The sequence below is a fragment of the Dyella sp. EPa41 genome, assembly GCF_016586165.1.
Lineage (GTDB): Bacteria > Pseudomonadota > Gammaproteobacteria > Xanthomonadales > Rhodanobacteraceae > Dyella.
In genome coordinates this window covers 17,709-31,340 of the sequence record NZ_BCPR01000054.1, presented here as the reverse complement: position 1 = coordinate 31,340, position 13,632 = coordinate 17,709, and the positions used below count along the sequence as shown (strand labels likewise).

Genomic DNA, 13,632 nt, shown 5'->3' with positions numbered 1-13,632 from the left:
GACAAGGGACACACCGGCCACATCACCAAGGCCCAGTACGAGCGTTGGTTGAACAACAAGTAAGATGAGGCTCCCCGGGCGGGCCAGTCGCTGGACTGGCCCGCTTCATGGCATGGCGAACCGATGGAACACGTCGGCTTCGCGCAGTAGGCGGATGGAGCCCATTGATGCGATTGACCTTATGCGTGGCCATCATGATCGTGCTTGGCCAGCCCTTGACCGCCCGCGCGCAGAATCCGGACCCCATGGATATCCGCGCATGCACGGCCATAGAAACCGACTCGCAGCGATTGGCGTGCTATGACCGCGCCACCGGACGCGACAACCTGCCCGCGGCACGCAAGAAGAACGAAGCGACGACGCAGGAGGCAAGACCAGCCACCACCAACGTCTTCGGCCATGAAACACCCGCATCCGCGCAAGCCAATGCAGAGCCCACCGAGAACGAAGTGAAACCACTTTCGTTGCTGGACACGCGATGGGAGCTGACCCCGGAGAGCAAGCTCGGCACGTTCAACCTGCGCGGCTACAAGCCGATCACGATCATGCCGGTATTCGCCACCAGCAACCAGAACGACCAGCCGCACAGTCCCAATCCGATCAACACGGTCAGCACGCCACAGAATCTCGACAACATCGAAGGCAAGTTCCAGATCAGCCTGAAGACCAAGGTGTGGCAGGGCGTATTCGGCGATGCCGGCGATGTATGGGTGGGTTATACACAGACCTCGCATTGGCAGGTGTACAACAAGGAAACCTCCAGGCCGTTCCGCGAAACGAACTACGAGCCCGAGGCCATGCTGATGTTCAACACCCACTACGACGTGGGCAGCTGGGACGGGCGACTGCTCGGCATCGGCATCAATCACGAATCCAACGGCCGCTCCGACCCGCTGTCACGCAGCTGGAATCGCGTGATGGGTTATGTCGGCTTCGAGCGCGACAGCTGGACGGTGACGATTCGTCCCTGGTGGCGCGTCCCCGAGGGCGGCAAGGACGACAACAATCCCGACATCAGCAACTACATGGGCCGGGCCGACATGCAGATCATCCACGAATGGCGGGGCCAGGAATTCGGCTTGATGCTTCGCCATTCGCTGCGCGGAGGAAGCGAAAGCCACGGTGCCGCGCAACTCACCTGGGCCTTCCCGATCGCCGGCAACCTGCGCGGTTACATGGAGCTGTTCAAGGGCTATGGCGAGAGCATGATCGACTACAACCACAACGCCACCTACCTGGGCATTGGTCTGTCGTTGCTCGATTGGTACTGACGAGGACGCCACCGCCGGTTCGACGGTGGCATCCCTTGCACGAGACCTTGATCAGTAGCCGCCGGACACGTCGATGATGACGCCACTGGAAACCAGGGTCAGGTAGAACTGGCCGCCATCGGCACGCACCCAGCGATAACCCGGGTCAGGACGGCGCAGGTGATATCGCTCGTAGTCGGTCACGTAATACTCGTGCGCGTAGTAGCGGTCAGGCAGGCGATCGCCCTTCTTGTACCAACCGTTGTGCTTGCCATTGTCGTGGCGGCCTTCGTCCTTGGGGTTGTGCCCACGATCGTGGTCGTCCCAATGCTTATCATCGCCATGCCCGTGTCCTTCCTGCGGACTGGCCATGGCCATCCCACTCCCGGCGAACAACGCAGCCGTCGTAACGGCGAGAATCAGCAGACGCTTCATGGGAACTCCATCCATACAGTGAAAGGAGACGGCGCGTTGCGACACACGCCGGGCGCGCGGCATCAACCGGTGCGGCGCGAAAACAACATCGCACAAAGCGCGGTGCGCAGGCCGAACAACGGCAAAACGACGGCAGGCCCGTGCGGGCTCCGTTCATCGTCGCCAACCTAGCCTCGACGGCATTCGTTATGCGATGCACCACACACCATGGATGTCTAGACGGTCAACGACGGGCCGTTCGGTCGAACCCGTCATGCCCAAGCTGCGAACCGCAACGCTTTCCTCTTCGGGATCGTTAGGCGACTATCCGTTGCCCGGGCGAACATGCGCCCCGTGTTTTGTTGCAGCACCGCATCGCCATCGCGAAGTCTCCAGGCTCCCTGGAAACAGCTTGAGGGAGCACGCCCATCCATCCTCCAAAGGCGCACCATGAAAAAGCACTCGCAGCTGTTTTCATCGTTGGGCATGGCCGTGGTTCTTTGCATGAGTTGTTTCTTTGCATCGGCGACCGATCTGCCCTCGGCAGCATCGGGCGACCAGGAAAGCACCGCGTTGGCGGACACCTACACCGACTTCGCGGGTTCCAGCGGCAATGCCCATGCGCTCGTCGACGGCCTGCTCGCCGGAAGCCGGATCACGCTGGTGACGCCCGCAGCGTCCGGTGGCCGGTCCACGCGGAGTTCCTTCCTGCCGAAGACGGGCAAGCTGGGCTATGCCAACGCAAGGATGGCGCTCGCGCTTGCGCAGGCGGCGCTGGCCAAGGCGCAGATCACGCGACCAACGGCGGCACAGATCGAGGCGGTGTTGAACGGTGGCGCGATCATGGCGCCCTATGGACCGGCACAGATGCCCGGCGTGCTCGCCCTGCGCAGCCAGGGCCAGGTATGGGGAAATATCTCCAAGGCGCTCGGCGTCAAGCTCCCGGCTGACGGCAACGTGGCTGCGGCGGATCATCCCTGAGGGTTCGCGCGGAGCACATGGCGCACTTCGAAGCGACGCGCTCGTGCGGCGCGCCGCCTGCCGCAGAGGAGCGCCGGCCGTTGCGCCAGCGCTCCGTCCATCACTCAGTGGTGATGACCGCCTTCGCCGTGCACGTGACCATGGGCGAGTTCTTCCTCGCTGGCCGGGCGCACCTCGGTCACTTCCACATCGAAATGCAGGGTCTGGCCGGCGAGCGGATGGTTGCCGTCGATGTGCACCTTGTCGCTCTCGACCTTGGTCACGGTGACGTTGATGACACCCTGCGGACCACGGCCCTGGAACTGCATGCCCGGCTGGATGTCTTCCACGCCCTGGAAAGCCTCGCGCGGCACTTCCTGCACCAGCTCGGCGTGATGCACGCCGTAGCCTTCCTCCGGCACGACGTCGACCTTGAACTGATCGCCCACCTGGCGGCCTTCCATCGCCTTCTCCAGGCCCGGCACGATCTGGCCCACGCCCTGCAGGTAGACGAGCGGTTCGCGGCCCTGCGAGCTGTCGAGCACCTGGCCCTGGTCGTCGGTCAGCGTGTAATGGAAGGAAACCACTGAATTCTGTGCAATCTGCATGATGATCTCGATTGGGGAAGGAAGCGCCGGCTGACGCCTGGGCGAACGCCAAGGGTAACAGACCCCGCCGACAGGCACCGGCCGGCCGGATTGGCGATACTTCGCCCATGCTCACGTTGCGCCCGCTATTTCGCCGTATTTTCGCCGTCATGCTCGGCGCTGCGCTTGGCTGCCAGGCCGCCGCGTCGGAAGGCATGCAAGACCCGCCGCGGCCCATGCAGGCGCCCCCGGCATCCGCGTCATCCCTTCCCGGGCAGATCGACAGCCTGATCGGGCAACCGCGCTTTGCCGGAGCGGACTGGGGCATTTCGGTGATTTCGCTGGACAGTGGCCGCACGATCTACGCGCACCGCGCCGATCAGCTGTTCCAGCCCGCCTCTACCTCCAAGCTTTTCACGGCGGCGGTGACGCTGAGCGAGCTCGGCCCCGATTACCGCATTCCCACTCGCGTGCTCGCCACCAGCGAGATCCGCAATGGCCGCCTGAACGGCGCACTGGTCCTCTATGGCATGGGCGACCCCACGCTCGGCGCCGATACCTCGACGGCGCAATGGGCCGATCAGCTCGCCGCGCAACTGGCCGCCCAGGGCCTGCGCCACGTGCACGGCGACCTGGTGGCGGATGCCACGTATTTCGCGAGCCCGTCGATGGGCACCGGTTGGGAGGCCATCGACCTGCAGAGCTGGTTTGCCGTTCCGGCCACCGCGCTGAGCGTGCGCGACAACCAGGTGGACGTCACCATCACGCCCGCGGCCACGGCGGGAACAGCGGCCAGCGTCAGTCTCGACCCGGGTGACGCCATGCCGAGCGTGATCAGCGAAGTGGCAACCAGTGCGGCGCATTCGCGCGCCGACATCAACCTCTACCGGGCGCCCGGCGACGGCGTGCTGTATGCCTTCGGCAACGTGCCGGCGAAGTCAGCCGCGCAAACCTACAAGCTGGCGGTGCCGGACCCGGCGCGTTTCGCCGGCACGCTGCTGCTGCAGGCGCTGGGGCGCCACGGCATCCAGCTCGACGGCAAGGTGGTGTCGGTGCAATGGCCACGACGCGATACCTTGCTGGACGCGCAGCCGCGGACGCTGGCGGAAGTGCTGTCGCCGTCGGTAGGCGAGATCCTCGAACGCGGCCTCAAGCGCTCACAGAACCTCTACCTGCAGAACCTGCTGCTGCTTGCCGGCGTCAAGGCGCAGGCCGATGCCGTGCAGCAGGGCGGCGACACCGGATTCATCACCAGCGAGCGCTGGGGCATTCGGGCCATGCAGCAGTTGCTGGAACGCGTGGGCATCACGCCAGGCGCCAGCGTCATCGAGGAGGGCAGCGGCCTGTCCCGACGCAATCTCGCCACGCCCAATGCGATGGCGCGACTGCTCGCCTTCCTTGCCACCCAGCCCTACGCCGCGACGCTCAAGGATGCGCTGCCGCTAGCGGGAGTGGATGGCACCTTGCAGTGGCGCATGCGCAACACGCCGGCCCAGAACAACCTGCGCGCCAAGACCGGCAGCATGAGCTTCGTGCATTGCCTCGCAGGCTATGTCACCACGGCCGACGGCGAGCGGCTGGCGTTCGCCATCATGCTCAACAATTACAACCCGCCGGCAGGCGCGCCCAGCGCCACCCACGACATCGATGCGATCGCCGTCATGCTGGCCGGGTTGCGCGGCCGCCTCGCGGCGCCGGCATCAGCGCCGAGCGTGGCCACTCATCCGGCCAACTGAGCCTTGAGATCCTTGCCGATCTTTTCCGGCGTGTCGGTGGGTGCGTAGCGCTTCACCACCTGGCCGTTGCGGTCGACCAGGAACTTGGTGAAGTTCCACTTGATGCCCTCGCTGCCGAGGATGCCCTTGCCTTCGCTCTTCAGCCATTTGTAGAGCGGATGCGCGCCCTCGCCGTTCACCTCGATCTTGGCGAACATCGGGAAGGTCACGTCGTAACTGGTGGAGCAGAAGTTGCGGATCTCCGCTTCGTCGCCCGGCTCCTGGTGACCGAACTGGTCACAGGGAAAGCCGAGCACCACCAGGCCCTTGTCGCGATCACCGCGCCACAACGCCTCCAGGCCCGTGTACTGGGGAGTGAAGCCGCATTTGGAGGCGACATTGACGATCAGCAGGGTCTTGCCGCGGTACTCGGAGAGCGAGCGCTCCTGGCCGTCGATGTCGCGGGCGGAAAAGTCGTAGACGGACGTCATGGCGTCGATCCTCTGGAAGGGTCCCACAGTCTAGGGCCTGTTGACGCTATGGGCGTGGCTCGCGCCGGAGCCTTTTGCCCGCCAGGCAAGGAAGAGAGTGTACGTCCGTACACGACCGGGCGATGACGCCGCATGGTGGGCAAATGGCCCCGGCCCGAAGGGTGGTCCGTCGGTGGCCGCCCGGCGGCAACGCGCGGTTTGGCCCGGCAGCCAGGCAGGCCCGCGCCACGCGCTGCCACTGAACGACCACCGACGAACCACGCGAGCTGGCCCATAGCGCCAACAGGCCCCAGCCCCGACCGCCCGGCCCGGCACATGTCTTATGCTTTGCGTCCCCCGGCCACGCCGGTGCCTGACCCCAGGCCCACGCCGCAGGCTCACCAGAAGGTAACCCGTGATCAGATTCCAGGCCGTTCACAAGTCCTACCGCGTCGACGGCAGGGACGTTCCCGCCCTGCATGCGTTCGACCTCGACATCGCCGACGGCGAGGTGTTCGGCATCATCGGCCATTCCGGCGCGGGCAAATCGACGCTTATACGTCTGATCAACCTGCTGGAGCGGCCGAGCGGCGGCCACATCCTGGTGGACGGCACCGACATGACCACGCTGAGCGACGCGCAGCTGCGCGGGAAGCGCCAGCGCATCGGCATGATCTTCCAGCACTTCAACCTGCTGGCCTCGCAGACGGTGGCGGAAAATGTCGCCTTTCCGTTGCGCCTTGCCGGCGAACGCGATGCGGCGGCCATCCGCCGCCGCGTGGATGAATTGCTCGCGCGCGTGGGCTTGAGCGCGCACGCCGACAAATTCCCCTCGCAGCTGTCCGGCGGCCAGAAGCAGCGCGTGGGCATCGCGCGTGCGCTGGCCAACCGGCCGTCGATCCTGTTGTGCGACGAGGCGACCAGCGCGCTCGACCCGCAGACCACGGCCGCGGTGCTCGACCTGCTGGCGGAAATCAACCGTGAACTGAAGCTCACCATCGTGCTGATCACGCACGAAATGGACGTCGTGCGGCGCGTGTGCGACCGCGTGGCCGTGCTCGACGCCGGCACCATCGTGGAACGTGGTGCGGTGGTGGATGTGTTCCTGCATCCGAAGCACCCCACCACGCGCCGCTTCGTCAACGAGGCGCTGCCCGAAGAGGCCGCCGGTGAACAGGCACCGTTCGCGAACGTGCCCGGACGCATCCTGCGCCTGTCGTTCCGCGGCGAAGCCACCTGGACGCCGGCGCTGGGTCGCGTGGCTCGCGAAACCGGCGTGGATTTCAACATCCTCGCCGGCCGCATCGATCGCATCAAGGACCTGCCCTATGGCCAGCTCACCCTGGCCATGCAGGGTGCCCGCGTCGACGATGCATTGGCCAGCCTGCGCCAGGCGGGCATCGAAGTCGAAGAAATCACCACGCCGTCGCCGGAGAACCGCGCATGAGCTCGCCGCTGCAGAGCCTGTTTCCCAACATCGACGACTGGAGCGAGATCGGCCGCGCCTGCATCGATACCCTGCTGATGCTCGGCGGTTCGCTGCTGCTCACCGTGGTGATCGGCCTGCCACTGGGCGTGCTGCTCTACCTCACCGGCAAAGGCCAGCTGCGCGCGATGCCCAAGCTGTACGCCATCCTGTCGCTGGTGGTGAACATCCTGCGTTCGATTCCCTTCATCATCCTGATGATCGTGCTGATGCCGCTCACCTACGTGCTGGTGGGCACCAAGCTGGGCATTCGCGGCGCGATTCCGCCGCTGGTGATCGGCGCGGCGCCGTTTTTCGCACGCCTGGTGGAGACTGCCTTGCGCGAGGTGCAGCGCGGCGTGATCGAGGCCAGCCAGGCGATGGGCGCCAGCACCTGGCAGATCGTGCGCCATGTGTTGCTGCCGGAGGCGCGCGGCGGCCTCGTCGCCGGCATCACGGTCACCGCCATCGCCTTGGTGGGCTATACGGCCATGGGCGGCGCCATCGGTGCCGGCGGCCTGGGCGACCTTGCCTACCGCTACGGCTATCTCAGCTACAAGTCGGACTACATGCTGGTGACGGTGGTGCTGCTCATCGTGCTCGTCCAGATCCTGCAGATGCTGGGGGACCGCATCGTGGCGCATTACACCCGTCACCAGTGACGCGTTTTTGCATCTGGCGGTATGGACGGCTATTCTGTTGCGCCGCACCACGGAAAACCTCGTCATGACGAAGATGCATAAGCTCATTGCCCTTCTTTCCGCCTTGCTCCTGCTGGCGGGATGTTCTTCGTCCAACGGTGGTGGTGAAGCGGGCGGCCAGAAGCTGGTGGTCGCCGCCACCGCCGTGCCGCACGCGGAGATCCTCAAGCAGGTCAAGCCGATCCTGGCGAAGGAAGGCGTGGACCTCGAAGTCAAGGTGTTCGCCGACTACGTGCAGCCCAATACGCAGGTGCTGGAAAAGTCGATCGATGCGAACTACTTCCAGACCAAACCCTACCTGGACGCATTCAACCGCGAGCGCGGCACCAACCTGGCCATCGTGACGGGCGTGCACATCGAGCCGTTCGGCGCGTACTCGCGCAAGCTGAAGTCCATCGGCCAGTTGCCCGACGGCGCCACGGTTACCCTGCCCAACGATCCCAGCAACAACAGCCGCGCCCTGCTTCTGCTGGCCAAGCACGGCATCATCACGCTGAAGGATCCCAGCAATGAGCTGTCGACGCTGAAGGACATCACGGCGAATCCGAAGCAGCTGAAGTTCCGCGAGCTGGAGGCGGCGATGCTGCCGCGCACGCTGGACGAAGTGGACCTGGCCCTCATCAACACCAACTACGCGCTGGCAGCGGGCCTCAACCCGACCAAGGACGCGCTGCTGATCGAAGACAAGGACTCGCCGTACGTGAATTACCTCGTGGCGCGCCCGGACAACAAGGACGATCCGCGCATCCAGAAGCTGGCGAAGGCGCTGACCAGCCCGGAAGTGAAGCAGTTCATCGAACAGAAGTACCAGGGCGCCGTACTGCCGGCGTTCTGACCCGCGGCACGCCCCCTGCTGTAGGAGCGCACCCAGTGCGCGACAAGCCGACGAAGCGGTAAAGCCGTTGCGCCGCGGTCGCCCACAGGGTGGGCTCCTACAAAAGAACCGTCCATCCCGCCCAACCTGTAGGAGCGCACCCAGTGCGCGACAAGCCAACGGAGCGGTAAAGCCGTTGCGCCGCGGTCGCCCACAGGGTGGGCTCCTACAAAAGAGCCGTCCATCTCGCTTCCCCTGTAGGAGCGCACCCTGTGCGCGACAAACCAACGAAGCGGTAAAGCCGTCACGCCGCGGTCGCCCACTGGGTGGGCTCCTACAAAAGAGCCGTCCATCTCGCTTCCCCTGTAGGAGCGCACCCTGTGCGCGACAAGCCGACGGAGCGGTAAAGCCGTTGCGCCGCAGTCGCCCACAGGGTGGGCTCCTACAGAAAATCTGCGGCGCCGGACAAAACGATGCGCGCCCCGCTCAGGCAACCGCCGTTGCGAGATCGGGCTCCGCGGGAATCTCGAATACCTGGCGCAGGTAGGCCACGTAGGCGCTGTCCTCGCACATGTTCTTGCCCGGCGAGTCGCTGATCTTCGCTACCGGCTGGCCGTTGCAGCGGATCATCTTGATGACGATCTGCAGCGCTTCGGGCCCGACATCATTGGTGAGATTGGTGCCGACGCCGAAGGCGAGCTGGCAGCGCCCATGGAAGTGCTTGTACAGCGCCATCACCTTGGGAATGTCCAGGCCATCGCTGAACACCAGCACCTTGGTGCGCGGATCCACACGGTTGGCCCGGTAGTGCGCCAGCACGCGCTCGCCCCAGGCGAACGGATCGCCCGAGTCGTGCCGCGTGCCGTCGAACAGCTTGCAGAAGTACATGTCGAAGTCGCGCAGGAACGCGCTGAGTCCGTAGACGTCCGACAGCGCGATGCCCAGGTCGCCCCGATACTCGCGCGCCCAGGTTTCCAGCGCCGCCACCTGCGAATCGCGCAGGCGCGGACCAAGTGCCTGGTGTGCCTGCAGGTATTCGTGAGCCAGCGTGCCCAGCGGCGTCAGGCCGAGTTTCCAGGCCAACCAGACATTGCTGGTGCCGGCGAACTGCTGCCCCAGGCCGTCGCGCAGCGTGGTGACGACTTCCTGGTGCCAAGGGCGCGAAAAGCGGCGGCGCGTGCCGTAGTCGGCGATCTTGCAGTCCGCGTAGCCCCCGGTATCGCGCAGCAAGGCGATCTTGTCGCGCAGTCGCCGGCGCCCTTCGCCTGGATCGAGGCCCGGCCGGGTGTTGCGGAAATACACCTCGTTGATGATCGCCAGCAGCGGCACTTCGAACAGGATGGTGTGCAACCACGGGCCGCGGATGCGTATCTCTATCTCCCCCGGGCCGGCCTGCGCGGGGTGGATGTCGACGTATTTGGCATTGAGCTGGAACAGGCCCAGGAAGTCGACGAAATCGCTCTTGATGAAGCGCCAGCCACGCAGGTAGTCCAGTTCTTCCGGCGTGAAACGCAGCGAGCACAGGTGATCCAGCTCTGCGCGGATCTCGTCGATGTACGGCACCAGGTCGATGCCCGGGTTGCGGCATTTGAACTTGTACTCGACCTGGGCCGCCGGGTAGTGGTGCAGCACTACCTGCATCATCGAGAACTTGTACAGGTCGGTATCGAGCAGGGAGGAAACGATCATCGGTCGCTCGCGCGGCGCGGGGAGAGTGGATTATCCCGCCCTGCAGGCCGGTCACGCGAGCGTCCGGCAACGTCAGGCAAATAAAAACCCCGGTAGCCAGGGGAGGGGCTACCGGGGTTTTGTCAGGCCGGTCCTAACAAAGAGGGGGAAATGGGACCGACCCCCCAGTGGCACGATGAAACTGCACCACTTCATGTCGCCGTCACGGCGATACGGATGGTTAGTGTGGGCCGTGCTGACCTAGTTCAAGCGTCCCGATGGATTCGTTCAGCTTTTGGCAAGCTGGCGGACGCCCCTACAATCCACGGCCTTGCCCCACTGGGAAACGCCCGATGCCCGCCCTGCTGCGCCGCCTGTGCCTGTTCGCCCTTTGCCTGGCCCTGCCCTTGCGCGCTGCCGAACTGACCATCGACCTTGGCCATGGCGCGCAGGTCTACCGCACCGAGCAGCTGCTGGCCCGCCCCGACGCCCGCACGGTCAACGTTCCCGACGACGTCTCGTTCAAGCGAGCCATGCATTACCGCGCCGTTCCGCTCAAGGCCCTGTTGCAGGGTGCCCACGCCGAAGACGCATTGCTGTTCGTGGCCTCCGACGGCTTCGCCGCGGAGATGCCGGCCGCGCAGATCCTGCAGGCCCATGGTTCGGAAGCGTGGCTGGCCGTCGAGGACCCGGCCCACCCCTGGCCCTCGATCGCCGGAAACAAGGTGGCCGGCCCGTTCTACGTGGTGTGGACCGACCCACAGGCCATGCGCATCGGTCCGGAGCAGTGGCCGTTCCAGTTGGCGGCCATCCGCCGCCTCGCGCCCGCCGCGGAACGCTTCCCCGCCATCGTCCCGGACCCGGCCTTGAAACCCGACAGCGCGATCCGCAGGGGTTTCGCCGTGTTCCAGCGCACCTGCTTTGCCTGCCACACGCTCAATGGCCAAGGCGAGGCCCGGCTCGGCCCCGACCTCAACGTTCCGCACAGCCCCACCGAGTACCTCAGGGAGAGCCTGCTGCGCGCCTATATCCGCGACCCCCAGTCGCTCAGGCTCTGGCCGCAGGCGCGGATGCCGGGCTTCGATCGCCAGGCATTGTCCGATGCGGAACTCGATGAGCTGCTTGCCTACCTGCGCCACATGAGCGGGCGCAAGGCGTATCCCGGACGCCCCTAAGGCTGCCCGCTGGCCGCCAGCCACTGCTCCAAGGCCTGCTCTCGCCGCGACTGGGGCAGCCTGGACAGTGCACGGACGCTCGCATAGAACGCGGGCCACGCTCCTTCCGCCTGGCGGTACAACGCCGCAAAAGCGGGCGTCCAGCGATCGTAGAGTCCGAATGGCAGGAGCCTGGCGTTGTTGATCGGCGCAGCCACCCAGGCGTCGTAGCGGTGATCGCCGGGCCAGTCGTGCGCACGCCACGTCGCGTAGCGCGTGCGGAAGCCGGCGATCTCGCGCTGCTTGCCGGCTTCCATGGCCGAAGCATCCACACCGCTCGCATACACGTGCTTCAGCCGGTCACGCAGGTCCAGCACCAGCTGCGTGAAACCGTCATCCATCGCCTTGCTTCGCACGTCCTGCGGTGCCATGCCCCGCGACTGCCGCCATTGCCGCAGCCCCTCCTCCTGCACGAAGGTGGCGAAAGACTCGTTGAACGCGCTGTCGTCCTTGACGTAAACGAGCTGATGGGCCAATTCATGAAAGATGGTGCCGGCCAGCTCGTCGTCATCCCAACGCATCATGCTGCTGAGGATGGGGTCGGCGAACCAGCCCAGCGTGGAATACGCGGGCACGCCGCCGACGTAGACGTCGTTGCCTTCGGCTTCCAGCCGTGCCGCCTCCCGCTTCGCCTTGTCCTGCGAAAAGTAACCACGGTAGGCCACGCAACCGGCGAACAGGAAACAGTGCGTCACCGGCGCCACCGAGTAGCGCGGCGCGGCGAACACGTTCCACACCACGAAAGGCCGATCGAGCTGGACGTAGCTGGTGTAGCTGCGATTGTCCGGCAAGGCCAGCTTGGCGGTGGCGAACCGTCGCGCCTGCTGCGCGAGCGCCAATCGCTGCTTCACCGATGGCTCCGTGGACGGGTCGTCGACGACCTCCGTCACGTCCCGGCGATGCAGCACCAGTGCCCCCTGCCCTTCGGCGACGTGCGCGTAATAGCCCACCGTGCTGCAGGCAGAAAGCATGAGGCCCATCGCCAGGGCGATGGGCCCGAAGATTGCGTGGGTTGGCGGCATGCCGGTGAACAACCTCATGCCGCGATTGTGCCCTGACTTCAGTGGCCGTGGTTGCCGTTCCAGCTGCCGCGGCTGCCATGCCAGCCGCCATGACCGGAGTAGCTGCCATGGCCGCCGTAGTAACCGCCGTGGCCGTAGTAGCCGCCATGGTTGTAATAGTGCGAGTGCCCGCCGTACCAGACGCCGCCGATACCGACGCTCACGGCCGGGCCGTAACAGCAGCCATACCCGCCGTAGCCGTAATAGCCGTAGCTGGGGTAGTAATAACCCGGCGCATAGCTGTAGGTGACGCCGCTGCCGTAATAGGCATCACCGCCGCCGTAGGCCGCCACGGGTCGCACGTAGCTGTAACCGGGATCGTAGTAACAACCGGACAACGCCGCGGTGGCGACCGCAAGGGCAATTCCGGCAAGCACGCGTTTCATGACCATCACCTCGGTGGGAGACGACTCCACTCTGGACCCGGACGATTAAGTACGTGCTGAATGCACCCCACGCATGGCCAGGAGGCGCCCACCACCCGGCCATGCGCTTGCGAACAACCGCTTCCGGCGCCGGTTCAGCCGTTGCCACCGCGCTCGGGGGGCTGGCGGATGTGCCCGTAAACCGCTTCGCTGGACACGCCTGTGGCGGAGTTGCCGTTGCCAAGGTTAGCCGAGTCACTGGACGGCGGCTGGTCCGCTCCGGGCCAGGTCGGACCCTGCTTCACCCGTTCCTGCTTCGCTTCGAGCAGGGCCTGGATGTTGGCGGCCGCTTCCTGCGGCGTCAGCTGCTTCTTTTTGCGCGACGCCGTGCGTGGACGCGCAGCCCGTTTCGGCGCGGCAGTCGCGTGCGCCCGACGAGGTGCAGTCTTGCGGGTGGCGGCCTTGCGCGCGGTCTTGCTCGCGGCCGCCCTGCGTGTCGCGGCCTTTTTCACCGGGGTCTTTTTCGCTGCGATCTTGCGCGTGGTCTTCCGCGCGGTCTTTTTCGCCGTCTTCCCGGCGGCGGTGGTCTTGCGCGTCGCCGGCCGTTTGGCGGCGGACTTGCGGGTGGACGTCTTGGCCGCGGCCTTGCGGGCGGCGCCCTTGCGTGCCGCTACCTTGCGGGCAGCGGTCTTCTTGGTCGAGGTCTTCCTGGCAGTGGTCTTTCGCGCGGGAGATTTCCGTGCGGCGGTCTTGCGGGCCACCTTCTTGGCGGGCGCCTTTCGTGCGGCGCCTTTGCGGGTGGCGGTCTTGCGGGTGCTTTTGCGGGTGGCTGCTTTCCTGGCCGAGGATTTCTTCGCGGCCGGCTTGCGCGTCGTTGCCATGCGTCTTCACTCCTGCGGTAGTCGAGAGTGCCCGACGCCCTGCTCGCCAGGCACCACGACCATTAGC

At 65.6% G+C, this 13,632-nt stretch carries 14 protein-coding genes; 7 read left to right on the top strand and 7 right to left on the bottom strand.

Annotation, left to right across the window (positions count from 1 at the left end; translation table 11 throughout):
- Positions 1 to 167: 167 nt before the first annotated feature.
- Positions 168 to 1,271: a phospholipase A gene (locus JMF82_RS15990; protein WP_201315549.1), complete on the top strand. Its 1,104-nt coding sequence runs from the start codon at positions 168 to 170 to the stop codon at positions 1,269 to 1,271.
- 51 nt (positions 1,272 to 1,322) lie between these two features.
- Here the strand turns inward: JMF82_RS15990 and JMF82_RS15985 are convergent, their stop codons facing one another.
- Entirely contained in the window at positions 1,323 to 1,685 is a 363-nt protein-coding gene (locus JMF82_RS15985; protein WP_201315548.1) for an RcnB family protein, read from the bottom strand.
- 483 nt (positions 1,686 to 2,168) lie between these two features.
- Here JMF82_RS15985 and JMF82_RS15980 point away from each other — a divergent pair, with 483 nt between their 5' ends.
- On the top strand, positions 2,169 to 2,645 hold the full coding sequence (locus JMF82_RS15980) for a hypothetical protein (protein WP_201315547.1): 477 nt from the start codon (positions 2,169 to 2,171) through the stop codon (positions 2,643 to 2,645).
- 104 nt (positions 2,646 to 2,749) lie between these two features.
- Here JMF82_RS15980 and JMF82_RS15975 read toward each other — a convergent pair whose 3' ends face one another.
- On the bottom strand, positions 2,750 to 3,232 hold the full coding sequence (locus JMF82_RS15975; protein ID WP_304487917.1) for a peptidylprolyl isomerase: 483 nt from the start codon (positions 3,230 to 3,232) through the stop codon (positions 2,750 to 2,752).
- 107 nt (positions 3,233 to 3,339) lie between these two features.
- Here JMF82_RS15975 and dacB point away from each other — a divergent pair, with 107 nt between their 5' ends.
- Positions 3,340 to 4,947: a D-alanyl-D-alanine carboxypeptidase/D-alanyl-D-alanine-endopeptidase gene (gene dacB, locus JMF82_RS15970; RefSeq protein WP_236585508.1), complete on the top strand. Its 1,608-nt coding sequence runs from the start codon at positions 3,340 to 3,342 to the stop codon at positions 4,945 to 4,947.
- Here dacB and JMF82_RS15965 read toward each other — a convergent pair.
- The gene (locus JMF82_RS15965) at positions 4,932 to 5,417 is read right to left on the bottom strand and encodes a glutathione peroxidase (protein ID WP_201315546.1); all 486 of its coding nucleotides are present in this window, start codon (positions 5,415 to 5,417) and stop codon (positions 4,932 to 4,934) included. The two genes, dacB and JMF82_RS15965, sit on opposite strands and share 16 nt — an antisense overlap.
- 394 nt (positions 5,418 to 5,811) lie before the next feature.
- Between JMF82_RS15965 and JMF82_RS15960 the strand changes: the two genes are divergently transcribed.
- The 3 genes from JMF82_RS15960 to JMF82_RS15950 all read left to right on the top strand — a co-directional run bounded on the left by JMF82_RS15960 (position 5,812) and on the right by JMF82_RS15950 (position 8,397).
- Positions 5,812 to 6,843, top strand: coding sequence for a methionine ABC transporter ATP-binding protein (locus JMF82_RS15960; protein WP_201315545.1), 1,032 nt, complete (start codon positions 5,812 to 5,814; stop codon positions 6,841 to 6,843).
- Positions 6,840 to 7,523: a methionine ABC transporter permease gene (locus JMF82_RS15955; protein ID WP_201315544.1), complete on the top strand. Its 684-nt coding sequence runs from the start codon at positions 6,840 to 6,842 to the stop codon at positions 7,521 to 7,523. Before JMF82_RS15960 ends, JMF82_RS15955 begins: the two co-directional genes overlap by 4 nt.
- 73 nt (positions 7,524 to 7,596) lie before the next feature.
- Entirely contained in the window at positions 7,597 to 8,397 is an 801-nt protein-coding gene (locus tag JMF82_RS15950; protein WP_201315551.1) for a MetQ/NlpA family ABC transporter substrate-binding protein, read from the top strand.
- 465 nt (positions 8,398 to 8,862) lie between these two features.
- Here the strand turns inward: JMF82_RS15950 and pncB are convergent, their stop codons facing one another.
- Positions 8,863 to 10,065 (bottom strand): nicotinate phosphoribosyltransferase, encoded by a 1,203-nt coding sequence (gene pncB, locus JMF82_RS15945; protein WP_201315543.1) that lies wholly within the window; start codon positions 10,063 to 10,065, stop codon positions 8,863 to 8,865.
- 332 nt (positions 10,066 to 10,397) lie between these two features.
- Between pncB and JMF82_RS15940 the strand changes: the two genes are divergently transcribed.
- Positions 10,398 to 11,219 (top strand): cytochrome c, encoded by an 822-nt coding sequence (locus JMF82_RS15940; protein ID WP_201315542.1) that lies wholly within the window; start codon positions 10,398 to 10,400, stop codon positions 11,217 to 11,219.
- Here the strand turns inward: JMF82_RS15940 and JMF82_RS15935 are convergent.
- The 3 genes from JMF82_RS15935 to JMF82_RS22045 all read right to left on the bottom strand — a co-directional run bounded on the left by JMF82_RS15935 (position 11,216) and on the right by JMF82_RS22045 (position 13,565).
- Positions 11,216 to 12,238 carry an aminopeptidase gene (locus JMF82_RS15935; RefSeq protein WP_201315550.1) on the bottom strand — a complete coding sequence of 341 codons (1,023 nt, stop codon included), beginning with the start codon at positions 12,236 to 12,238 and terminating at the stop codon, positions 11,216 to 11,218. The genes JMF82_RS15940 and JMF82_RS15935 overlap by 4 nt on opposite strands.
- Before the next feature lie 80 nt (positions 12,239 to 12,318).
- Complete coding sequence (locus JMF82_RS15930) at positions 12,319 to 12,705, bottom strand: hypothetical protein (RefSeq protein WP_201315541.1); 387 nt, start codon at positions 12,703 to 12,705, stop codon at positions 12,319 to 12,321.
- 134 nt (positions 12,706 to 12,839) lie between these two features.
- Positions 12,840 to 13,565 (bottom strand): hypothetical protein, encoded by a 726-nt coding sequence (locus tag JMF82_RS22045; RefSeq protein WP_236585509.1) that lies wholly within the window; start codon positions 13,563 to 13,565, stop codon positions 12,840 to 12,842.
- Between the last annotated feature and the right edge of the window lie 67 nt (positions 13,566 to 13,632).